General features: G+C 51.1%; 19 protein-coding genes, 1 tRNA gene and 4 pseudogenes. 8 read left to right on the top strand and 16 right to left on the bottom strand.

Features of this window, described 5'->3' with window-relative positions; genetic code table 11:
• Positions 1–4: 4 nt before the first annotated feature.
• Positions 5–178 (bottom strand): hypothetical protein, encoded by a 174-nt coding sequence (locus HS105_05990; protein ID MBE7516141.1) that lies wholly within the window; start codon positions 176–178, stop codon positions 5–7.
• A gap of 3 nt (positions 179–181) precedes the next feature.
• Positions 182–553: a replication-relaxation family protein gene (locus HS105_05985; GenBank protein ID MBE7516140.1), complete on the bottom strand. Its 372-nt coding sequence runs from the start codon at positions 551–553 to the stop codon at positions 182–184.
• On the opposite strand from HS105_05985, the pseudogene HS105_05980 reads away from it, so the two are divergent.
• Positions 534–683 (top strand): annotated as a pseudogene (locus HS105_05980) (transposase). The gene HS105_05985 and the pseudogene HS105_05980 overlap by 20 nt on opposite strands.
• Positions 683–829: pseudogene (locus HS105_05975) on the top strand (transposase). Before HS105_05980 ends, HS105_05975 begins: the two co-directional pseudogenes overlap by 1 nt.
• 921 nt (positions 830–1,750) lie before the next feature.
• Here the strand turns inward: HS105_05975 and HS105_05970 are convergent.
• Together HS105_05970 and HS105_05965 are read right to left on the bottom strand one after the other, a co-directional pair.
• A complete protein-coding gene (locus tag HS105_05970) occupies positions 1,751–3,097 on the bottom strand; it encodes a hypothetical protein (protein MBE7516139.1) in 1,347 nt (448 codons plus the stop codon).
• An 875-nt stretch (positions 3,098–3,972) separates the two neighbouring features.
• Entirely contained in the window at positions 3,973–4,383 is a 411-nt protein-coding gene (locus HS105_05965) for a transposase (GenBank protein ID MBE7516138.1), read from the bottom strand.
• Positions 4,384–4,572: 189 nt separating this feature from the next.
• Between HS105_05965 and HS105_05960 the strand changes: the two genes are divergently transcribed.
• Positions 4,573–4,785, top strand: a complete 213-nt coding sequence (locus tag HS105_05960; protein ID MBE7516137.1) for a hypothetical protein — start codon at positions 4,573–4,575, stop codon at positions 4,783–4,785.
• Positions 4,786–4,879: 94 nt separating this feature from the next.
• Here the strand turns inward: HS105_05960 and HS105_05955 are convergent, their stop codons facing one another.
• The 6 genes from HS105_05955 to HS105_05930 form a co-directional block, all read right to left on the bottom strand.
• Positions 4,880–6,403 carry an efflux RND transporter periplasmic adaptor subunit gene (locus tag HS105_05955; protein ID MBE7516136.1) on the bottom strand — a complete coding sequence of 508 codons (1,524 nt, stop codon included), beginning with the start codon at positions 6,401–6,403 and terminating at the stop codon, positions 4,880–4,882.
• Complete coding sequence (locus HS105_05950) at positions 6,400–7,728, bottom strand: TolC family protein (GenBank protein MBE7516135.1); 1,329 nt, start codon at positions 7,726–7,728, stop codon at positions 6,400–6,402. The genes HS105_05955 and HS105_05950 overlap by 4 nt, the downstream gene beginning before the upstream one ends.
• Before the next feature lie 58 nt (positions 7,729–7,786).
• The gene (locus tag HS105_05945; GenBank protein ID MBE7516134.1) at positions 7,787–10,906 is read right to left on the bottom strand and encodes an efflux RND transporter permease subunit; all 3,120 of its coding nucleotides are present in this window, start codon (positions 10,904–10,906) and stop codon (positions 7,787–7,789) included.
• A gap of 8 nt (positions 10,907–10,914) precedes the next feature.
• On the bottom strand, positions 10,915–11,349 hold the full coding sequence (locus HS105_05940) for a FixH family protein (GenBank protein ID MBE7516133.1): 435 nt from the start codon (positions 11,347–11,349) through the stop codon (positions 10,915–10,917).
• Positions 11,350–11,483: 134 nt separating this feature from the next.
• A complete protein-coding gene (locus HS105_05935; protein ID MBE7516132.1) occupies positions 11,484–11,861 on the bottom strand; it encodes a hypothetical protein in 378 nt (125 codons plus the stop codon).
• 186 nt (positions 11,862–12,047) lie between these two features.
• Positions 12,048–12,127: transfer RNA gene (locus HS105_05930), tRNA-Lys, on the bottom strand.
• A gap of 112 nt (positions 12,128–12,239) precedes the next feature.
• Between HS105_05930 and HS105_05925 the strand changes: the two genes are divergently transcribed.
• On the top strand, positions 12,240–12,488 hold the full coding sequence (locus HS105_05925; protein MBE7516131.1) for a hypothetical protein: 249 nt from the start codon (positions 12,240–12,242) through the stop codon (positions 12,486–12,488).
• 9 nt (positions 12,489–12,497) lie between these two features.
• On the opposite strand, the gene HS105_05920 is transcribed toward HS105_05925, so the two are convergent.
• From HS105_05920 to HS105_05910, 3 genes and pseudogenes are all read right to left on the bottom strand, one after another.
• Entirely contained in the window at positions 12,498–12,902 is a 405-nt protein-coding gene (locus HS105_05920) for an IS1595 family transposase (protein MBE7516130.1), read from the bottom strand.
• A gap of 80 nt (positions 12,903–12,982) precedes the next feature.
• A pseudogene (locus tag HS105_05915) lies at positions 12,983–14,189 on the bottom strand (IS256 family transposase).
• 73 nt (positions 14,190–14,262) lie between these two features.
• Positions 14,263–14,574 (bottom strand): annotated as a pseudogene (locus tag HS105_05910) (IS1595 family transposase).
• A gap of 39 nt (positions 14,575–14,613) precedes the next feature.
• Here HS105_05910 and HS105_05905 point away from each other — a divergent pair.
• On the top strand, positions 14,614–15,549 hold the full coding sequence (locus HS105_05905) for a hypothetical protein (protein ID MBE7516129.1): 936 nt from the start codon (positions 14,614–14,616) through the stop codon (positions 15,547–15,549).
• A 28-nt stretch (positions 15,550–15,577) separates the two neighbouring features.
• Here the strand turns inward: HS105_05905 and HS105_05900 are convergent, their stop codons facing one another.
• Complete coding sequence (locus tag HS105_05900) at positions 15,578–16,366, bottom strand: nucleotidyl transferase AbiEii/AbiGii toxin family protein (GenBank protein ID MBE7516128.1); 789 nt, start codon at positions 16,364–16,366, stop codon at positions 15,578–15,580.
• Positions 16,363–17,184: a hypothetical protein gene (locus tag HS105_05895; protein MBE7516127.1), complete on the bottom strand. Its 822-nt coding sequence runs from the start codon at positions 17,182–17,184 to the stop codon at positions 16,363–16,365. The genes HS105_05900 and HS105_05895 overlap by 4 nt, the downstream gene beginning before the upstream one ends.
• Before the next feature lie 193 nt (positions 17,185–17,377).
• Here HS105_05895 and HS105_05890 point away from each other — a divergent pair, with 193 nt between their 5' ends.
• The 3 genes from HS105_05890 (at position 17,378) to HS105_05880 (ending at position 19,747) form a co-directional block, all read left to right on the top strand.
• Complete coding sequence (locus HS105_05890) at positions 17,378–17,977, top strand: type IV toxin-antitoxin system AbiEi family antitoxin domain-containing protein (protein MBE7516126.1); 600 nt, start codon at positions 17,378–17,380, stop codon at positions 17,975–17,977.
• A gap of 7 nt (positions 17,978–17,984) precedes the next feature.
• Positions 17,985–18,440, top strand: a complete 456-nt coding sequence (locus HS105_05885) for a nucleotidyl transferase AbiEii/AbiGii toxin family protein (protein ID MBE7516125.1) — start codon at positions 17,985–17,987, stop codon at positions 18,438–18,440.
• Between the two features lie 92 nt (positions 18,441–18,532).
• Entirely contained in the window at positions 18,533–19,747 is a 1,215-nt protein-coding gene (locus tag HS105_05880; protein ID MBE7516124.1) for an IS256 family transposase, read from the top strand.
• A 366-nt stretch (positions 19,748–20,113) separates the two neighbouring features.
• Here HS105_05880 and HS105_05875 read toward each other — a convergent pair whose 3' ends face one another.
• Positions 20,114–21,592 (bottom strand): DUF1810 family protein, encoded by a 1,479-nt coding sequence (locus HS105_05875; GenBank protein ID MBE7516123.1) that lies wholly within the window; start codon positions 21,590–21,592, stop codon positions 20,114–20,116.
• Positions 21,593–21,617: the final 25 nt, after the last annotated feature.

Raw genomic sequence — 21,617 nt, 5'->3', positions numbered from 1 at the left:
CGAATCAAACCTTGAGAGCTTGAAACAGGCGGGCAGGATCATCGCCGGAAATAACTTCCACCAGCTCGAATCGGAAATACTTTTTGAACTTCGGCGGCAATGTTTGCTCGGCGATCTCGGTTAATCCTTCCGCACGTGATCGAGTCAGCGTAACGGTCACGACGCGAAAGCACTTCACGCCCTATGCCGCCATCTGCCGGTTCTGCTCAAGGAAACGCCAATAGGCATTCAACTTGTCGTTGAACGTGCGTCGGGTCGTTGTGCCTCGGTCGGCTTCCAGTGCAAACGACAATCGGGTTTTCGGATCACCGTTCCGGTCGATGCCAAAGAACGCATCGGGACAAACCGGAAGCCGTACCTTTCGTCCGGCGTCGTAGTAGGTCACGGAATCGTAAAGCTCTCTCCCCTCTCGCCAGTCGGCTAGCCGCTTTTCGCTACCTCGGCTGGCGAGGATCAGGGCGGCGTGGATGTCGGTCACAAGCAACGTGTGGCTCAGGAAAAGTGGCTTTAGCTCGTTGGTGCGGAGCCGTGCAGGAACATTCGAGCCGCAGATCGTCGGAAAGCATCAAACGCGATTCAGCGGGTTTGACGAGAAGATCATATCGCTTTACGCACGTGGGATGTTGACCCGCGAGATACGGCAGCACATCGAAGAGATCTACCAGGTGGAAATCTCGCCGAATCATTTCCAAATGACGAGGCCGTGCAAAAACTGCTCTATCTCGCTCTGCGAAATATCACAAAAAAATGGACACTGCCGATCCGCGATTGGAAGGCCGCACTCAGCCGGTTCGCTATCGTCTACGAGGACCGGCTGCCACAGAGTTGACAAGATCGGGCTATGGAAACCGTGGAAAAATAAAAGGCATTTTTCCACCGTTCCCACAGCCCCTGCTACTACTACTGAAAATGAGCGGAGATCATTTACACAAAGAACTTGACACTACCAGTTAGCACGATCTCGGTAAAAACGTAGCCTTTCTTTTGAAAATGCCGAAAACGACGCCCACGCCTCTGACTCCGCGTCCTCGCTTTCTGCGAACTCGCCTTGCACCAAAGTATGATTGGTCCAGTTCAACCTCTCCGGCAAACGGAGATTCGCTCTCCCAATACAGAGCCATTCCGCGCCGGATCACAAGTCAAATATCGATTGATGGTGTTACGGGTCAGATGCGTTATCTGAGCTATCTTAACCGCCGTCAGATCAAGTGCGAATAGCCGCAATATATGCCTTATTTTCTTCTTAGAAATTCGGGCACGGGTTTTTTGCTTGTAACTTACTGTTATTACTAAATTTATCATACATAAAAGTATGTTTATCTAGTCATGCCCCTTTTATTCTTGATCCTCACCTGGAGAGGTCGCCTTTTCACTGTTGGCCGGTCTCACAACGGGAGCCGGCGGGGGTTGAGTGATCGGCTCGCCACGGGATATGACCTCAACTTCGTTACTATCCGATCTTGACGTTCTAAGGAGAGGAGGTGGTTGCAGCGTTGTCCGCGGGATATTCGGTGTCCGACGGCGATACTTAACCTCAAACACAGGGCTCAGGGTTCCGTTCGCTCGTCTAACGATCGCCTTGATCGTTCCTTCAAAACCTGTTGGCACGGAAATAAATCCGCCAGTGTGGCCCAATGTATTGGTATCTGGGGTGGTCGCCGCCGCGGGTTAAACTGCCCTCGGACTCCAGACCCGCTCGAAAAGCGGCGAGTTGATCCCGCCGCTTATATCATCTGAACAAGGTCGACGGTTATCGGAACTCAACTTGAACACCTTTCTTCTCCGAGCGCGTCCAACTGTCGCGCGCTCTAACCCAATCGGAAAACCACCATTCGACAGCCGTTTGGTCCCTAGAGGTCGTTGAGGGCACGCGGACGAATTTTCCCCACAGCTTCTGGCCGTTCTGTTCAGCCTGCACGCCGTTTGGAAGTACGATCTTGAAATAGAAAGTGTCGATCGGAACGCCGTTATGCGATTCCGGCTCGTAGATCACCGAGTAAATCCGTCCGTTGTAAAGTATTAGATACTGAACTCCCCGGACGAACCTTCGCTCATAGTCGCGATCTACGTCTTTTACCGCACGGAAGGTGTAAACCCTGCCCATGCCAACTTCAAAGGCATCCCCGTCGCCTGCCAGACAAAGGTCGCTTAACGTCAGTTTATGGCGACCGGTCACATTCGGCCCCGTCCATCGAATGATAACCTCCTTCCCGAAAACCTCGGCGGTACCAAGAAGCCAGTCACCCGAATTTCTAGCCGTGTATTTCCCCGGTTCGGATGGCTGAAAATCCCAGAGCATTTCTGCGCCGTTTCCCTGACGAAATTTCCAAGAGCCAGTAATGTCGCACGCGGCCTCGTCAAATCGACCGCCGCATGAGTTTCGCGTCATCTCGCTTCGAGCCTTTGCTATCTCCAATTCGGTAAAAACGCGCTCATCTTGCAAGGCTGTGATACGCTGCGGCGCGTTCTTAAAGTACTCAACGCGGGCTGCGACAACGTCCCGAATTGACCGCAAGGCAGTGAGCGGTTCCATATCGTGCTTAAATCCGTAATAAACCAAGAACTTTTCTCGATATTCTATGTCGTTTTTGAGTTTCTGGACAGTTTCCCGCAATTCGCCGTTATAATTCGGCGTATTGAGAGCAGCGATCAGCTTGGTGAAGTAGCTCAGATTGTCCCGGTATGATTCTTCACCCCGCTTGTAATCTCGTGCATCTTCGATCTCGATCTCGATCTCTCTTATTCTGGCCTGGAGCTTCGCGAGAGCCTTCGATGCTCGGACACATTTCTGGACATTGCTTTCTGACGGCGGCAGAGCAGGCCCTTTACCGGCGCAGGCGATGGCCCGGCCCTCCACCGCTTCGAGCAGCTTGTCCGCGGCCTTTTTTGCGAAGATAAATGATTCACTCCCTTCCGGCCCGACATCCATTATCTCAGCATACATAACCTTTAGGGGACTATTCGAAACAAACTTGTATTCGGGACGCGAAACGCAATAGTGCGTCCCGTAACTGCCCGGCACCTGGTTCGGCAGCCCCGAGTACGGCTTGGTCGCCCAGGTGGCAGTTACGCGGAAATGCCGGACCCCATAAGTCACCGGCTTCGGCAATACATATGAGCAAAGAATATAGCAATACTCGGACCCAAAGCCGCCTTCCTTGCATTCGATCTGATTTATTTTTTTGGGGCTTCCTGGCTCCGGCTCTAATGGATAGCCATCAATGCTCGCCGGGCATATCTGGCCCAGAGTTGAAAGGGAGAATATGATAATTAAGATAGGGGTAGCTGCACAAATATTCATCTGTAACCCTCCCGCGGAAGTCCGATTCATGTCTAGGGAGTTCCGGCGAATGGTCTAACTAAACATCCCCTTGAAACATTTGTCAAGAAAGAGTTTTCGAGCTTCGAAAGCAGATTTCGCAAAAGCAGCCAAATTCTAGAGTTCGTACCTACGCTAAACAAGTTTGGCACCCATATCAACCTTTGGGAGAATAAGACAATCAACTGCGCGAAGACTGGCTCGTGGACGAAACACCGCCAGGCACGGGAACGGTGACCGCCAGCCTCTCTTGATTCGGGTTGTGCTGCAACATGACGGAAAGGCCAACCTGTCCAGGTTCGAAGCTATCGGGGCTGATGCCTTCGTTCCACCTCGCAGCGGTCGCGAACGAACGGCTTGACCTGTTTACAATACGCCACTACGTCGACGACGCGATGCTCGTTTGGTTGGAGAAGGTGATCGACGGCAGATCTGTGTCCCATGGAATGATCAAAAGCGCCGGAGCAAGTATGAAGAATCTATGGCAAAGACGCCTGAAGCAGATCAACTCATTGCTCGATACATCGCAAGGGCTGACAAACGGGAGGCGCGGTTTGAGCAGATCGGGAAAGGAACCCAAGGCTCTAACGGGCGAAAAGGCAAACGCCGGAACGCTCACTCGCAATCGAGATAAAGTGTCCAGCCCCCGTTTTTTACCCCAGATGGAAAGCTAGTGATTTAACGCTTCCGGGTTTAGGGAAAGTCGAGCAGGAGGCGAGGCTTTCCCTAAACTGTCGCTGATCTTTCTTTCCCTGATCTTGCTTTCGCCACTCTGTTCGGTCATATTCGCGGTGGAACTCTTCCGGCGTTCGATAGCCGAGAGACGAATGCGGGCGTTCGCTGTTGTAGAACCTTCGCCAGCCTTCGACCACGATCCGGGCTTCCCACATTGACGAGAACCATCTGCGGCTCAGGAGTTCATCGCGCAGCTTGCCGTTAAAGCTCTCGCACTTGCCGTTCTGCCATGGCTTGCCCGGAGCGATGTAAATCGGTGCGGTCGAGAGAAATCTTATATCGGAGCGAACCAAGGAAGCTCTTGCACGCAAAAAGGCCGAAGGGGTCATCCTCGGACGCCCAATAGGCAGCAAATCAGCAAAGACGAAACTTACCGGACAAGAGAAAAGGATTGCCGAATTGCTCGATAAACGAGTTTCTTACAGCACCATCGCCCGCATCCTAGGGGTCCATCGCCTAACCGTTTCGAGTTTTGTGCACAGCCGCCTTTTGGGCGATACTCGTCAATACGGTTATCGTTGAAACTGTTGTGCGATTTCCGCCGTGAGCTCGACAATATTATCTTCGATGCACTGGGGTTGACGAACGGCGAGCGTGACGCGGTTTACGAGGCCGTCATCGACCTCGTCTCGCGGGCGCCTCCAACGCGCCCAAACGATCACGAATTGAATAACACGGAAGCTCTTCCTAACTCTACAGGAGACCTTTTCTCGCTCGGTCTGCGGACGTGATCTGCGGCAGCTTAAACCAAAGCATTATCTCGCCCGAGTTCTTTGCGTACCGAATGGCCGAGACGATACGGCAGTTCCATAATAGCCGGCGGGCTTAACCGTTCGGGTGGAGTTTTTGCCATTCGGCGCGGAGGAGGAAGCTGCCGTCGGTAACGATGCGGTCGCCGACCTTCAGGCCTTCAACGACGGGAAAGCGACCATTCTCCTCGGGCAGAAGCCGAACCCGCCGCATCAGAAAAACATTGGGCCTCTCGGTCGCGACAAAGACCACTTGGGCATCATTCAAGTTCTGGACCGCACCGGAAGCGACTACCGGCATCGTGCGTTCCGCCACACCGGTCGAGCCGAAGGCCGCGTTCACATACATCCCGATCCTCAACTGCCGGCCGGGATTATCAAGTTCGATGCGTACCTGAGCGGTGCGCGTCTCGGGTTTGATGTTCGGGTCGATGTACGTAACGCGGCCGCGAAACAGCCTGTCGGGAAACGCCTCCGAGGTTATGCTCGCCCCGCTTCCCTCACGCACCCCCGGCAGGTCCTTCTCATAAACCTGTGCGATCACCCAGACATTTGCGAGGTCAGTGATCCGCACGATCTCTTTGTTCGCCTCGACGGCTTCACCGGCATTCACGGCCCGGCTTGTAACGGTGCCGGAAACTGGTGCTGCGACCGTCAATTCGGACGTGATCTGCGAAGGCGAACGAAGCGCGTCGATCTTGGCACTCGAGAGGCCGTAGAGCAGCAAACGCTGGCGTGCCGCCGCAAGGTCGGATTCGGCAGCTTGGCGCCTTACCGCAGCCTGTTCGAATTCGCTGCGGCTGACGGGGTTGATCTCGGCAACCTTGACGGCTCGGCCGTAACGCTCCTTAGATTCGACCTGCGCAGCCTCTGCGGTACGGAGTTTCGTTGTTGCCTGCTCCATCTCTTCGCGGCTGACCGCACCGATCGCGACGAGTTTTTGGGTTCGCTCGTAAAGGGCACGGGCCTCGACGAGTGTGGCTTCGGCGCCTTTCAATGCCGCAAGCGACTGCGATAATTCGTTATTGCTGACTGGACTGATATTGACAAGCCGGCTTGCCCGATCATAATTTTGTCGTGCTGCCTGTGCATCAGTTCGGAGCGTAATATAACGCGATTGTGCAGATGCGAACTCATCGCTAAAAACTACGGCAAGTGCGCTGCCTTTTTGAACATTTTCGCCAAGCTCCGCCCGTACGCTGCGGACGACACCGCCGAGAAGTGCTATCGCAGGCGTCTCTCGATAGGCATTAGGCTGCACGACGCCGGTCGCCGCGACCGACATTGCTTCCTTTGAGAGCATTTCGCCCACCGTTTCGATCTTTAGGCCGATGCGGTCTATCTGGTCGGGCCGGATCGTGATCGTTTCGTCGCCGGACAAAGGAGAAGCACCGCCGGTCGTGTCGCCGAAGGTTACGTTCTTCGGCGCCTCGACCGCTCGGCCCCCGTTGCCGCTCCGCATATACCAAATACCCAGAAAAGCGGCAAATAAGACAGCAACCAATACGGAGGCAACGATGACAATGAGCTTCTTCGAGCCGTTCGCATCCCGAGGCGATGATCCTTCTGCTCTCATTTCGTCCGTTTCTTCTTCCTTCATTTCCCTCTCAGCTCCGATGAGTTAGTTGCCTTGAGCAGTTCCACGGTCGCGGTGAACGTTTCGAGTTCCGCGTCGATAAGCTCATTCTCGATCTCAAGAAAACGCCGCTGCTCGGCGATATATTCGAGCAGGCTACGCCGGCCCATCTCGTACGTCTGCCAAATAACCGCAAGGTTTGAACTGCCTTGGTCACGCACGCCATTCTGCATTATTGACAACGACCGCGCAGCGCTGTTGTAACGTGCCGCGGCGGAGGCAACCTCGCGGCGAATAGTGAGTTCACCAAATGCAACGCGGCGTTCCGCAGCTATACGGTCAAATTCAGACGCAGCAACGGCGCCTTGGTTGCGGTCGCGCACCGGCAGGTCGATCTCGACGCCGAACGTGAAAAAATGCATCACATCCGCGATCGGCCGCAGCATCCCATGATCGTCATAGCCGCTGAGCATATAACCCGAACGCATTCTCTGATAGCCGCCCTTTACGCTCATATCGGCTCGGCCGTCCGCCTTCGCCATCTCGATCTTTGCCGAAGCGAGGCGTTCGAGTGCCCGAGCGCCGCTAAGGTCAGGCCTGCTGCTCAGTGCTCGATCCGTAAGTATGTCGAGCGGCGGCAAAGGCTGTATCAGATATCCAAGACTGCCGCGAAGGCGCAGCGGCTCTTCCGGCCGCATGCCCATCAATGAGCGCAGCTCGAACATCGCAACATCTGCTTTACCCTCGGCCGTTTCGACTAACGAGCGAAGGCGATTTACCTCGACCAGCATTACGTTCTGTTCAAGCGGAGCACTCTTTCCGTCCGCAACACGCTCGACGATAAGGTCGTATGCCTGTTTCGCGGCCGCAAGGTCCCGCTCGGCGAGATCTAACCGCTTAACCGCCGCCAAAGCCTCGCCGTACTTCAGCCGCACATCCGCTGCGAGAAGGCGTTCGCGATCGTCGAGCTCAAACCGGCGAGCCTCGAATTCCCTTTCGGCGACCGCGATCCGCGCGGCGCGGCGGCCGCCCAGTTCGAGCGGCAGCATGACCTCCGCCATTTGGTTATTGTCCATTCCGCTGATCTGTTTGGCACCGCTCAACGCGACTTTCGGATTCGGCCTAAGCCCTGCTTGCCGGACGAGCGCAGCAAATGCGTCAACCTCCTTTCGCGCGGCCTGCAGCTCGTCATTCTTATCGAGAGCGGCACCTACTGCTTGATCTGCCGTTGACCCGGAAACCGGATCGAGATACCGCGACGCACGCGTCGGAGCCTGTCCATACGCAGCAATACAGAAGCTCGTCGCAACCAAGCCGGCAAAGATCAGTTTGTAAAATCCGAAATTCATCGTAAAAACACGTTCCAACGGATCAGCCCGGAGGCCGCACATTTCGCGGCGCCGATGCTCACAGGTCTTTCGCCTTCGTAAGCTCACGCTCTCTGATCCAGAAAAAGATGACGGGCGTGATAACAAGCACATGGAGCAAGCTCGACACCATGCCGCCGAGCACCGGTGCGGCGAGCGGCTTCATCACCTCGGAGCCGGCACTTGTGCTCCACATTATCGGCAGGAGCCCCGCTACGACCGTTGTAACGGTCATCACCTTTGGCCGGAGCCGCAATAATGCGCCATCGATAACCGCCTGCATAAGCTCGGCCTTTGTCAATTTACGGCCCGTTTCATCCTGCATCTTATGGACGGCTTCGTTCAGGTAGATGACCATCACCACCGCGGTCTGCACTGCGGTACCGAAGAGAGCGATAAAACCGACCCACACCGCAACCGAAAAGTTGTACCCCAGCAGCCACACCAGATAAACGCCGCCGGTCAACGCGAACGGCACCGCCATCAATACGTGCACCGCTTCGATCACTGAGTGATACGTGAAATACAGCAACGCGAATATGATGATGAGGACGATCGGAAGCACGATTATCAAGCGGCCTTTGGCACGCTGCTGATTCTCGTACTGACCGCTCCATTCGATGTAATAGCCGGTCGGAAGCCGGAGTCCGGACACTGCATCCTTCGCATCGCTGATAAAGCTGCCGACATCGCGCCCGCGTACGTTAAGCAGCACCGTGCCGCGCAGCAATCCATCCTCGCTTTGGATCATGGTCGCACCGGTAACTTTTCGTATCTGAGCTACCTGAGCAAGCGGAACGGTCGCGCCGCCCGGCACTTCGACAGGTATCTGCCCGAGTGCTTCGACAGTGTCGCGATACTGTTCGGCATAGCGAACACGTACGGGGAAACGACGGCGGCCCTCGATCGTGATCGAAAGGTTAGTTTCGCCGATCCCTTTCTCGATCGTGTCCTGGATGATACCGATGTCGATACCGTATCGGGCAGCAGCCGCCCGATCGATCTTTATGTCAACGTATGGCGAACCGCCGATCTGCTCAGGATATACGTCAACCGCTCCCGGCACGCGTTTAACGATGTCCGCGACCTGCCGCGACAAGCTCTCAAGTTCCTTCAGATCGTTGCCGAATATTTTGATGCCGATCTGTGTTCGAATACCCGTTGCGAGCATTTCGATGCGGTTGATGATCGGCTGCGTCCAGATATTGGTTACGCCCGGCATTCGCAGCTTTTCATCCATCTCGTTTATCAGGCTCTCTCGCGTATAGCCCGCCCGCCATTCACTTTCCGGCTTTAGGTGAATGATCGTCTCATTCATATTTGTCGGCGAAGGATCGGTCGAGGTGTCTGCGCGGCCGGCTTTTCCGACGGCCCATGCGACCTCGGGGATCGAAGCGAGGATCTCGTCCTGTTTGCTCAAAATGCGAGCGGCTTCGTCGATCGAGATCGCAGGATCGGTAACGGGCATGAACAATACGTCGCCCTCATTGAGCGGCGGCATAAATTCGCTGCCGATACGCGTCGTCATCAAAAGTGCCGCAGCGAACATCACGACGGCTATGCCGACCGATACGAGGCGATGCCTTAGGGCGAACCTCAGCACAGGTTCGTAGAGCCGCCGCAGGAACCGCATCACGATATTCGAATTCTCCGAGTGAACCTTTCCGCGGATCAAGAACGTGCAGAGCACCGGCACCAGCGTGACGGCGAGGATGGTCGCTCCGGCCATCGCAAAGGTCTTTGTAAATGCAAGCGGATGAAAGAGTTTGCCTTCCTGGCCGATCAGCGCGAACACCGGAATGAACGCCAGGATGATGATGGCCATCGAAAAGAAGACCGGACGCCCGACGAGCTTTGTCGATTCGAGAACGACATCCCAAACAGCCTTTTTGTCTTTCGTATCGATCTTTCGAAGCTCTATGTACCGCATGGCGTTCTCAGTAACAACGATGCCCGCATCCACAAGCACCCCGATAGCGATCGCAATGCCTGACAGCGACATCAGGTTGGAACTGATGCCCATGAAATACATAAAAAGAAAAGACATAAGTACCGCCAGCGGCAGCGGTATCGTTACGATCAGGATCGACCGAAAATGTGCAAGGAAGATGATATGCGCGAGGGTTACCAGGATCAGTTCTTCGATAAGCGAGCGTTTCAGCGTATCGGTGGCACGCTGTATCAACTGCGTGCGGTCATAGAACGATACGATCTTAACGCCCGGAGGCAATCCGGCCTGCAGCGAATCGATCTTTTTCTTCACGGCGTCGATCACCGTCAGTGCATTCACGCCGCTTCGGGCAATGACAACGCCGCCGACCGCTTCGTGGCCATTCTTATCGAGTGCTCCGGTGCGGAATGCATTGCCGATCTTGACGTCCGCAACATTCTTTATAAAGATCGGCGTACCGCCTGACGAGCCGATGACGATATTCTCGACATCCTCGACCGTGTCGATCAATCCGATGCCCCTGATCACTGCCCACTGGCCGCTTTGTTCCAGGACATTGCCGCCGACATTGTTATTCGACCGCTCAACTGACTCAAAGATCGCGGACATCGGTATGTTGACGCCGCGCAGTTTGTTCGGGTCAACATCGATCTGGTACTGCTGAACATATCCGCCGACCGAGGCAACCTCGGCAACGCCTTCCACGGAATTTAACTGATAACGGACGAACCAATCCTGCACCGTCCGCAGATCACGGGCGTTCATCGTGTCCGATTCGAGAGTGTACCAGAACACCTCGCCGACGCCCGTCGCGTCAGGGCCGAGCGTCGGGACGACACCGGACGGAAGCTGCTTCGAGACAAGATTGAGCCGCTCGAGGACACGAGTTCGAGCCCAATACAGATCGACGCCGTCCTCGAAAATAACGTTGATCATCGAGAAACCGAATGCGGAATTCGCGCGGACAGTCCGCACGCCCGGAAGCCCTTGAAGATTGGTAACCAGCGGATACGTTACCTGATCTTCGACCTCCTGCGGCGAGCGGCCCGTCCAATCCGTGAAAACGATCACCTGATTATCTGAGAGATCAGGGATCGCATCGATCGGTGTGTGAACAAGAGCCCAATATCCCGCAACGGCGACGCCAATGTATAACGCAATGACGATGCCGCGGTTCTTGAGCGACCACTCGATGATCTTATGGATCATACAGCCTGTTACTTAGCGATGATCGGCAGCGAGAACGAGCCCTTGCCCGCGGCTCCTTCGTACGTGATCTGAGCCTGCCATTCGCCGGCCATTTCAACTTCGATCTTGCCCTTGTAAACGCCCGGCGTGCCGGTAGTCGTCAGTGTCGCTGCGTTATTCATCGCCGCCATGCTGCCCATTGGAGCCATGTAGTTGTTAAAGCCTACCGAGCCGACATCGACAGGTTTTCCGCCCGCATCGCTGAACGTCAAGGTGAACTCCTGCGGTCCTTTCCGTAGGACACCATCGGTGTTAGCAATAGTTGCGGTAAGGTTGTTGCCCGCGGAGCCGGACACTATCGTCTTACCCGCCGGGGCGTTGGACGAAGTAGAACCGCATCCCGCGGTAACAACCAAAGCAGCAAAAAGGATAGCCGAAATACTGAGCAAAAATGTGCTTCTCATAGAATTAACTCCTCACAGGAAAAATTGGATCTTTTGAATACTATCGAATGCCCGCGAAAACGCGCACCCGGACAATGCGAAATAGCCAAAAAGGCGCTGATGCACCCTTAAAAAGGCGCACTACGCCCCCGAAGCTAGATCAAAAACGAACTGTGTTGAAGGAACTTTGGCGGGAAGTCGGGAATATCTCGTGCCGTTCGATAGAATACTGACGTCTCGAAAGCATAATTAGCCCGCAGATCGAGCTCAGAATAATACGCTCGCGTAAGATCGATCACCGCGACCGTGGCCGGCGAGAAATTAAATTGAAGGCCCGTTTGCGCGGGCGCCGGCGATGAGCAGTCAAGCAAACAGCACAAACGAGTAGCCTCAGCTTCATTTGAATGTTCGCCGCTTTTAGCCTTGTCGCAACACTTCGGCATCAAGTGGTCATCAGTATGCAGCGGCATACCCGCCGACACACCACTCGCCACCGCCGCGACGATCATCAATGCTAAAAGCCAACGCCTCATCTATCAGTAGAGCATATTCTATTGAGAAAATTTGTCAAGACCGCGTTAACATGCGGTTTACCAGCTGTGCTATTCGCAATGGTATCTCGAATCACCGGGAGCAAATCTTCAGGGACAATAGACAGCAATATGCCATCGAAACGGAAAACGACCCTTTACGGGCCGTTCCGGAACGAACAAAATTGATGGTGATCCGACCAGGACTCGAACCTGGGACCCAATGGTTAAAAGCCACTTCCAAATCAAAATCATTTCGGGTTAGAATCATCCTCTAACCCAATAAATCCTTTGTTTTCATGCTGTTTTCGGTGTATACTAATTACCTAAACTGACTTGGAATAGTTAGAAAATAGGTAGATATAGTTAGAAAATAGTTAGATGGGACGAAGGAAAGCAGGCTACGTTTGGACAGATAAGAAGACAGGACACATCTATGCCCGAGTGCAGCTTCGTGATTCAAACGGCAAAGTAAAACAAATCTACAAAAGAGCGCTCAACCCAACCCATGCTGAACAACTTGCCATTGAAATTTTAGAAGAAAGCGACGCTCGTGGTCAAGGTTACATTGAAGGACGCGAAATGACGTTCAAAAAACTGGCTGAATGGTATAAAAATGAAGGGTCATGACTAGTTAAGTCATAGTTCTTTGACAACATTTAAGAGAATTGAGTAAAGATTTTGTTGTCTGTAATTGAATCTAAACTCACATTCTTTTAGGTGCAAGTAGAAGGTAGATTTTCGCATACCGCGGAACTTCACGAGACGGACTTTCGCATAGCCCCAGAAGCTTTCGATGCCGTTGATGTGATTGGTGCCGAGGGCGAAAACATCCTTGCTGTGGTCGATGCGGTAATGCTTTTTGTAACCAAGATCGACCAGCGAATGATAGGCACGAAAGCCGTCTGTATGGACGGTCGAAGTCTTATTCACCTTGCCTTCTAAAATAGCGTAAAGCGTTTTACGAGAGCAGTTAGGAACAATCTCGGTATAGACTTTGCCGTTGGTAGTGTCAAGTTCTTTGTGTAAATGATCTCCCTTCATTTTCAGTAGTAGTAGCAGGGGCTGTGGGAACGGTGGAAAAATGTCTTTTATTTTTCCACGGTTTCCATAGCCCGATCTTGTCAACTCTGTGGCAGCCGGTCTTCGTAGACGATAGCGAACCGGCTGAGGGCGGCCTTCCAATCGCGGATCGGCATGGTCCATTTTTTTGTGATATTTCGCAGAGCGAGATAGAGCAGTTTTTGCACGGCCTCGTCATTTGGAAATGATCCGCGGGCCTTTGTCACTTTGCGAAGCGTCATATTGAGCGACTCGATGGCGTTGGTCGTATAGATCACGCGTCTGATCTCCGGCGGATAGGCAAAATGGGATTATGCGGGTCCAGTTCGAGCGCCAGCTTCGAGAGATCGTCGGAAAGCGGGCATCCCACTTGTCGCAAATTCGTCGAGCCGCTGTTCGGCCTCTGCGTCAGTCGCCGAGCTATAGATCGTTTTAAGGTCCCGGGCCACTTCTTTACGCTCCTTCCAGCCGACGTAATTGAGCGAATGGCGTACCATGTGGACGATGCACAACTGTACCTCAGCTTTTGGAAACACGGTCTCGATCGCTTCGGGAAAGCCTTTGAGCCCGTCAACACAGGCGATAATGATGTCATTAACGCGGTTCTTGAGTTCGGTGACGACCGAAAGCCAGAACTTTGCCCCTCACTCTGAGCTATCCACATGCCCAGCACTTCCTTCAATCCGTCCATGTTGACACCGATCGCCAGATAAACGGCCTTGTTTCGAACGTGGCCCTGGTCTCGAACCTTGAACTGAAGAGCGTCCAGGTAAAGGATCGGGTAGACCTCGTCAAGTCGCCGGTTCTGCCACGCTTTTACTTCATCAATGACCGCATCGGTGACTGTCGAAACAAGCGTCGGCGAGACTTCCACCTGGTAGATCTCTTCGATGTGTCGCTGTATCTCGCGGGTCGACATCCCACGTGCGTAAAGCGATATGATCTTCTCGTCAAACCCGTGAATCGCGTCTGATGCTTGCCGACGATCTGCGGCTCGAACGTCCCCGCCCGGTCACGCGGCACCTCGATCGGTACTGTGCCAAAGTTGCCTTTCAGCGTCTTTCTCGATGTCCCGTTGCGCGAATTGCCGCTGCCTCTGCCCGACGCCTCATGCTTTTCGTATCCCACGTGCTCGGTCAGCTCTGCCGCCATCGCTCGCTCCAGCAGCCGCTTCGTCAACTGCTTCAGCAATCCGTCCTCCCCGATCAGATCCTCCGGCTTCTTATAGTCCTTCAATAAATTGTCAATCAGCTCGTTGTCTATGGTCATCTTTCCTCCCTCGCCGAACCTTATCCCATTCGACCGTTAATGACCATTTACACAAAATTATTTACACCCTCTTGCCGTTTCGTTTGTAGATACCGAAAACGATCGTTTTCCCGTATGCTCCGCGTCCTCGCTTTCCGCGAACTCTTCTTGCACCAAAGTATGATTCGTCCAGCTCGACCACTCCTGAAAACGGAGATTCGCTTTCACAGAAAGCTGCCACCGACTCACGAATCTTTTTCAAATATCTGTTCACCGTGTTCCGGTTCAAACCCGTCAATTCGGTGATCTGTGATGCCGTCAGATCAAGTGAAAAATACTTCAATATCTGACGAAATTTTGCTCTCGAAATTCGAGAACGCTTTAGTATCTTGTAACTACCTGTCATTACTAGCGTTATCCTACTATAAAGGATGTTTAACTAGTCATGACCCAAAATGAATATGTCATTCCTCCAGTATACATTGACGGAAAAAAGGTGGAAGGAATGCGAACATGGGAATCCGAACGCCTCAAAATTGATCGTATCTCTAATGAACTTGGACGAGAGCTAGTCAACGAAATTGATGAAACGCATTTCCGCAAATACAAACGAAAGCGTCTCAAAACTGTTTCGATCACAGCTGTCAATCGAGATTTTGAATCCATTCGCGCGATGTTCCGTAAAGCGAAGAAAAAGAAATGGATAAAGGAAGTACCTGATTTTGACGATTTTATTGACAAATCTTTTGAAAACCGGCGGACGGTTACGGTCACCAGCCCACAGGAGAAAAAGCTGCTTATTGAGGCCAGAAAGCTGATCACAACTACTGCTCCTCGTTTGTTTACTCTAATCATAACACTCCGGGACTCCGGTGCTCGGCCAAGTGAGCTTTATCCTGTAAATGATCACAGCAAGGATAAGGCAAAATACGAACCTATTCGCTGGCGGGATCTTTTCGACGAAAAAGGCGGCTGCCGTAACATTACAAAGTTAGTTTCTTACAAAGGCAAACTCCGTGAGGAACGTCTTGCCGTGATAACCGAGCGCATGAAGGAAGCACTTCTGGAACTCTGGAAGTTTCTGGAGAAGTCTAAGAATGTAACACCAGATCATTCAGCTAATCTCGATAACATGGTATTTCCGCATACAACTTTCAAGAAATCCTGGAACATAGTGCGTACCGCCGCTGGCTGTCCCGGACTCCGTCTCCGTGATCTTCGACGAGATTGGGTAACAAGATTAGGACGCCTCGGTTACTCCGACAAACTCGCACAACGAGGCGCCGGACATAAGAAGATGCAGACAAGTTTTGAGTACACAGAATTTGATGAGGCTGCGGCGTTGCAGGCCAAATCGCTACTCGATAGTGATAATCGCTAAAAGTTGGAATTAATTTCAGGCCATAAAGTCAGATTCTTTCTACAAGTTCCGCGATTATAAAATCATAAGCTTCTTTTGGAGCGTACCGTTCTGATGGTCGGAGCAGAGCAACGGTATCGCCGAGAAATTCGCTGTCTTGCATTTTGGCTTCGAGATTTTGAATGAATTGCTTTCTTGATGGCGGATGATCTACAGAAAAAGCGATGTATTTCTTATAAATTTCCACGATCTTTTCGGAATCAAGTTTATCTTTCTGATATGCTTTGTAAAGATCGTATAGGTCGCGTCCTTTTCTGCGTTGATACAAAGCCCGGAGTTTAGTTCCCAGAAGTTCTTCGATCTCGTAGGTAAAAATGTTAGTGCTTCCATTAAACCAGTCCGACTCCACAGCAAACGGATGTTCTTTTAGTCCGAGTACGTTAAAATGTTCGCGACAGTTTATCTCAACCTTTAATCGTAACGGCTGAACTGGAGGAACTTCTGATTCAAAACGAAATTTCAACGTATTGTTATCCCTCTTTTGAGCGATTGATCCTTGTCCTAGAAATTCCAATTTCTTTTGAAGGTGCGTGAGTGTTTCTTTGATCGGTTCAGGCTTGATCTGAACGAGGTCAATATCTTCCGAGTATCGAGCCTGTGGATTTAGGTAGAGTTTATGTAAGGCCGTGCCACCACGAAACGCTAAATGTTCGCGTAAAAAGTCATCAGAAAATATCTCGATCAACGCACGTGATATCACCAAGTCCTGCTCGACCTGTTCATCTGTTTGCCAAGGGACAAAATTTGCCCATTGTGTGATATACGCACGCGGAATCAATCTTCAATATCTATCCTTTCATTTACAATAATGTTCCATCTGGTTTCCTTTGGAAATCCCCTTTTCATTGCAGCCGTGCTTAGAGGGACAGGAAAAATAGCTTCACCATTCATTTTAACAGCCTCGTAGAGTTTGTCGGAAAGAGCCTCCGCTCCTACTGACGTTTCGAGCAGGTATCCGAGCCGCTGAACCACCGCAGTAGGAACTGATCTGATAAAGTCCGTATCTATTTTTTCGATCCTCATGGATTCGGTCAGTTCAGAGAGGACTTCCACAGCACGGTTTATTCCTCCAATGCGTTTCTGAAACTGCACTATATCTGCGGCAGTAAGTTCAGGCGATGAGATTTTGACCATTCCCGTTTCAGTCTTTTGGGCTTCGAGCAGGTTCTCATTGATCTCATTTCTTTTTATATAATTGATCCGTACGCCTTTCTTTGTCGTCGCCCTCATTGCCGGCAAAGTTGTAAAGACGAAGAACTCTTGAGGAACTTGATGGGCTGCTCCGTAAAATGCCGCAGCATTCAGCAGTCCGACATAATATTGGCGTTCCAAAAATTTCATCAACCCATCAATAAAAAGCACGGGAGGCAGAATTCCTCGCGACGAATATTGAGGCGGAACAATAAGGTAATATCCTTTATGTACTGAGACGACCTTCTCTTTGCGTGACAGTCGATTCAGCGACCGCATAATCGCAGTTTCAGAATGCTGTGAAAGCTCTTGCCTGATCCTCTCCAATGAGAAAGCCATCCTGCCATGAGCAAGTTGTGATTCTATCCACTCTTCGATTCTGGGTTGTGATCTATCGACTATCATAAAGCAATCGTATGCACAAAATACCATATTTAGGTATGGTATGCAACTTTTTGCTTAAGCTGTCTTAGGTCTAATCCCCATTATGATTCACAAGGTGCCGAAAAAGAGGTGTTGAACCACTCTCCTAAATTATGATACATTATGTTATGGATTCTCTGCATGTATCGTAGCCATGCCAAGCATTCATAACAATATGAGCGGTCGCGAAAAACTTCTGGAATATGCAAAAGTGCGAAAGATCTTTCGCGGGGCAGATGTCGAACACCAGCTCGGGCTTCCGCGAACTTATATTTCGCGCCTCGTCAAAGAAGGACTACTTGAACGCGTTGGATACGGACTCTATGCGCTGGAAGGTTATGACTTTAGCGAGCATCAGAGTATCGTTGAAGTCGTTTCTAAAATACCATCTGCCGTTGTGTGTCTGCTTTCAGCACTACGATTCCATGATCTGACGACACAGAACCCTTTCGAAGTATGGATTGCAGTGGAGAGAGGAACTTGGATTCCCAAAAGCAATAGTGTCCCTATTCGTGCTTTCAGTTTTTCTCCAAAAGTATATGCGGCAGGGGTTGAAACTCATAATATTGACGGCATTGGGGTGAAAGTTTATTCCGTGGCCAAAACGATCGCTGACTGTTTTTACTATCAGAAAACAGTTGGTCTTGATGTTTGCATAGAAGCTCTGCGAGATGCATGGCGATCGAGAAAAGTAACGATGGACGATCTTTTCCATTTTGCAGAAGTCAGAAATGTTAAGGGTACGATGATGCCCTATCTGAATACACTTTCGTGATGGTGCAATGGCAAAAAAAGAAATAAAGGATATTTCTTCGTCCGTAAGGGCGAGATTAAAGACAAAAGCACAGGAGGAAGGAGTCGAACTTCAGTCCATTCTTATGAGGTATGGCGTCGAACGATTTCTTTATCGATTGAGCGTTTCACTCCATAAAGATAATTTTTTGCTTAAAGGAGCGGCTCTTTTTTCTATTTGGTTCAATGAGCCGCACAGGCCGACAAAGGACCTTGATCTTCTGGGATATGGAGCAAATGATATTCCAATATTAGAGACGACATTTAAAACCATATGTCAGATCAACGTCGAAGACGGATTGGAGTTTCAGACGGAAACGATTCAAGGAGAGTTAATTCGCGAGGAAGAAGTTTATCAAGGCGTTCGGCTCAAGTTTATAGCAAGGTTAGGACAGGCGCGGATACCGCTTCAAGTGGATATCGGTTTGAGCCTGTCAAGTTTTTAGGACAAAAAAGTCTCTTATTTCGAGGGTGTAAATAATTTTGTGTAAATGGTCATTAACGGTCGAATGGGATAAGGTTCGGCGAGGGAGGAAAGATGACCATAGACAACGAGCTGATTGACAATTTATTGAAGGACTATAAGAAGCCGGAGGATCTGATCGGGGAGGACGGATTGCTGAAGCAGTTGACGAAGCGGCTGCTGGAGCGAGCGATGGCGGCAGAGCTGACCGAGCACGTGGGATACGAAAAGCATGAGGCGTCGGGCAGAGGCAGCGGCAATTCGCGCAACGGGACATCGAGAAAGACGCTGAAAGGCAACTTTGGCACAGTACCGATCGAGGTGCCGCGTGACCGGGCGGGGACGTTCGAGCCGCAGATCGTCGGCAAGCATCAGACGCGATTCACGGGTTTTGACGAGAAGATCATATCGCTTTACGCACGTGGGATGTCGACCCGCGAGATACAGCAGCACATCGAAGAGATCTACCAGGTGGAAGTCTCGCCGACGCTTGTTTCGACAGTCACCGATGCGGTCATTGATGAAGTAAAAGCGTGGCAGAACCGGCAGCTTGACGAGGTCTACCCGATCCTTTACCTGGACGCTCTTCAGTTCAAGGTTCGAGACCAGGGCCACGTTCGAAACAAGGCCGTTTATCTGGCGATCGGTGTCAACATGGACGGATTGAAGGAAGTGCTGGGCATGTGGATAGCTCAGAGTGAGGGGGCAAAGTTCTGGCTTTCGGTCGTCACCGAACTCAAGAACCGCGGCGTTAATGACATCATTATCGCCTGTGTTGACGGGCTCAAAGGCTTTCCCGAAGCGATCGAGACCGTGTTTCCGAAAGCTGAGGTACAGTTGTGCATCGTCCACATGGTACGCCATTCGCTCAATTACGTCGGCTGGAAGGAGCGTAAAGAAGTGGCCCGGGACCTTAAAACGATCTATAGCTCGGCGACTGACGCAGAGGCCGAACAGCGGCTCGACGAATTTGCCGACAAGTGGGATGCCCGCTTTCCGACGATCTCTCGAAGCTGGCGCTCGAACTGGACCCGCATAATCCCATTTTTTGCCTATCCGCCGGAGATCAGACGCGTGATCTATACGACCAACGCCATCGAGTCGCTCAATATGACGCTTCGCAAAGTGACAAAGGCCCGCGGATCATTTCCAAATGACGAGGCCGTGCAAAAACTGCTCTATCTCGCTCTGCGAAATATCACAAAAAAATGGACCATGCCGATCCGCGATTGGAAGGCCGCCCTCAGCCGGTTCGCTATCGTCTACGAAGACCGGCTGCCACAGAGTTGACAAGATCGGGCTATGGAAACCGTGGAAAAATAAAAGACATTTTTCCACCGTTCCCACAGCCCCTGCTACTACTACTGAAAATGAAGGGAGATCATTTACACAAAGAACTTGACACTACCCTCTATGAATCACTTTACGTTGTGGGCAATTCCTACGGGTAAGCATCGTGATGAAAGCTCGTCGTGGTTTCTTGCGGTTACTCCAGAGCTGTGTCGAAGATGGAAAGGGCCGTCTATTGCACTTGATCAAGTGAATCGAGTAACTAGCCGTCCGTCAATTAACGATCTTGGCGTCCTAGGGCTAATCGAGCAGAATCCAGTCAAACTAAACAAAGTAGTTCACAAAGCTGAGATATTTTGATTGTGCTCAATTTGCTCGTCTAATAAACTCTCTGAGTCGAGCGACCAGAACCTTGTCGGTTCCTTGTTTAATTACTTGACTTAGAAATTCGCTTAGAAAACTCCGGTCAAAGCGAATTCCGAATCTCTCTGCGTAATCAAGTACTTCATTCACTGCATCGTTTTGGTCATTCGCAATTTTCGACAAGAGATCATTCCTTATGAATTCAACAATCTGATTTGGCAAGAGACCGGCTTCACGAAAATCAGACTTGCTTTGTAAACATCGCTCATAAACCATGACGTTGGAAGCATCTGAGGCAGTGCTCCAAACCGCGATTAAAGTTGCGTCATCTTTATTCCTTTGGGAATTTTCAATAACTAAATTGCTTAGTCCCCGCTCGATATCGGATGAACTAAATATTGATGGTATTTTTGAGGTGAATGCCTCGTTCTTTGTTACTCCATCGGAAACTAGCAAAAGGATATCGCTGCTTCGGAACGGATGCGTCTCTACTAAAAATTCGAGTGATTCCATCTGGCCTAAACTTCTTGTCACACCGCGCATGAACACGGGAACGCCGGCTTGCAAGACAACCTCACCGTTTCTTTTGAGAACAACAGGCAGTACATCATCCCTCGTTACCGGTTCGAGACCGGTGTCGGGCCCAATATAAACTCGTGAATCACCAACATTCAGCACATTGATCTGACTTTCAGTCGTATCCCAAACCACAAAAGTAAGGGAAGTTATCGAGCCGGAGCATTTACCATCAATTTGACGAACCGAGCTGTGTGCTTTTTCTGCGGCAGTTGTCATTCTCAAAGCCACTGAACCGCTAGACTTCTTGAATTTTTCCAACACAGCTTCACATGCCGTCTCAGAAGCTTTCCAGTCACACGGGCTGGAGCTAACTCCATCAGCCACTGCCAGAACAAGCATGTTCTCCTGCTCCAAAACCTCGACAACAAATGAATCTCCGCATTTCTCCTTTCCCGATTTGGTCACACGTTTAGCAAAGACCATGAATCCGGCGGATTCCGGTAAGTCAGGAACATTGTTGACAGAAGACGTTTTCAATCCAAACTGCCTTAGAATTGAAATCGTCGATTTATCCACTTTCCCGTCAAAATACTTATTCAAAACAGATTGAAAAATAGAGTTCGAGCCATCCAGTTGGGCAAACAATGTCATCGAAGAGTGAAATTTCAGATCGTCTGGATAGCCAAATATATCCGAGACCGATCTTCCTTCAAGTTCATACACGATTCTTGCACACTCTCTTAACCGCAGCCCCAAGACTGGGTGCTTGAGATACTCAACCGCTTCTTTCAATGACTTGATGGCAAATGTCCTTGCTGTCTCACTTCTGCCCAAACCCTCAACCTGCGGAAACACGAACCACATCCAATGGGTTCTCTTCGCGCCAGAGCTAAGTTCGTCGATGACCCGACCGAAGGATTGTTCCTGAGCATTTAAGAATCTTTGCAACTGAAATATGTCCATTACAGCTATCTTAACTATTCACGAA

Source organism: Chloracidobacterium sp., assembly GCA_015075585.1.
Classification (GTDB): Bacteria; Acidobacteriota; Blastocatellia; order Pyrinomonadales; family Pyrinomonadaceae; genus OLB17.
The sequence above is the reverse complement of the archived record's forward strand: the minus strand, read 5'-3'. Positions and strand labels throughout refer to the sequence as shown.

What these genes read in the sequence shown, in the direction of transcription:
- HS105_05965 (MBE7516138.1), bottom strand. Translation starts at nt 4,383, where the DNA reads ATGACCCCTTCGGCCTTTTTGCGTGCAAGAGCTTCCTTGGTTCGCTCC.
- HS105_05955 (MBE7516136.1), bottom strand. Translation starts at nt 6,403, where the DNA reads ATGAAGGAAGAAGAAACGGACGAAATGAGAGCAGAAGGATCATCGCCT.
- HS105_05950 (MBE7516135.1), bottom strand. Translation starts at nt 7,728, where the DNA reads ATGAATTTCGGATTTTACAAACTGATCTTTGCCGGCTTGGTTGCGACG.
- HS105_05945 (MBE7516134.1), bottom strand. Translation starts at nt 10,906, where the DNA reads ATGATCCATAAGATCATCGAGTGGTCGCTCAAGAACCGCGGCATCGTC.
- HS105_05940 (MBE7516133.1), bottom strand. Translation starts at nt 11,349, where the DNA reads ATGAGAAGCACATTTTTGCTCAGTATTTCGGCTATCCTTTTTGCTGCT.
- HS105_05935 (MBE7516132.1), bottom strand. Translation starts at nt 11,861, where the DNA reads ATGAGGCGTTGGCTTTTAGCATTGATGATCGTCGCGGCGGTGGCGAGT.
- HS105_05925 (MBE7516131.1), top strand. Translation starts at nt 12,240, where the DNA reads ATGGGACGAAGGAAAGCAGGCTACGTTTGGACAGATAAGAAGACAGGA.
- HS105_05920 (MBE7516130.1), bottom strand. Translation starts at nt 12,902, where the DNA reads ATGAAGGGAGATCATTTACACAAAGAACTTGACACTACCAACGGCAAA.
- HS105_05905 (MBE7516129.1), top strand. Translation starts at nt 14,614, where the DNA reads ATGACCCAAAATGAATATGTCATTCCTCCAGTATACATTGACGGAAAA.
- HS105_05895 (MBE7516127.1), bottom strand. Translation starts at nt 17,184, where the DNA reads ATGATAGTCGATAGATCACAACCCAGAATCGAAGAGTGGATAGAATCA.
- HS105_05890 (MBE7516126.1), top strand. Translation starts at nt 17,378, where the DNA reads ATGAGCGGTCGCGAAAAACTTCTGGAATATGCAAAAGTGCGAAAGATC.
- HS105_05885 (MBE7516125.1), top strand. Translation starts at nt 17,985, where the DNA reads ATGGCAAAAAAAGAAATAAAGGATATTTCTTCGTCCGTAAGGGCGAGA.
- HS105_05880 (MBE7516124.1), top strand. Translation starts at nt 18,533, where the DNA reads ATGACCATAGACAACGAGCTGATTGACAATTTATTGAAGGACTATAAG.
- HS105_05875 (MBE7516123.1), bottom strand. Translation starts at nt 21,592, where the DNA reads ATGGACATATTTCAGTTGCAAAGATTCTTAAATGCTCAGGAACAATCC.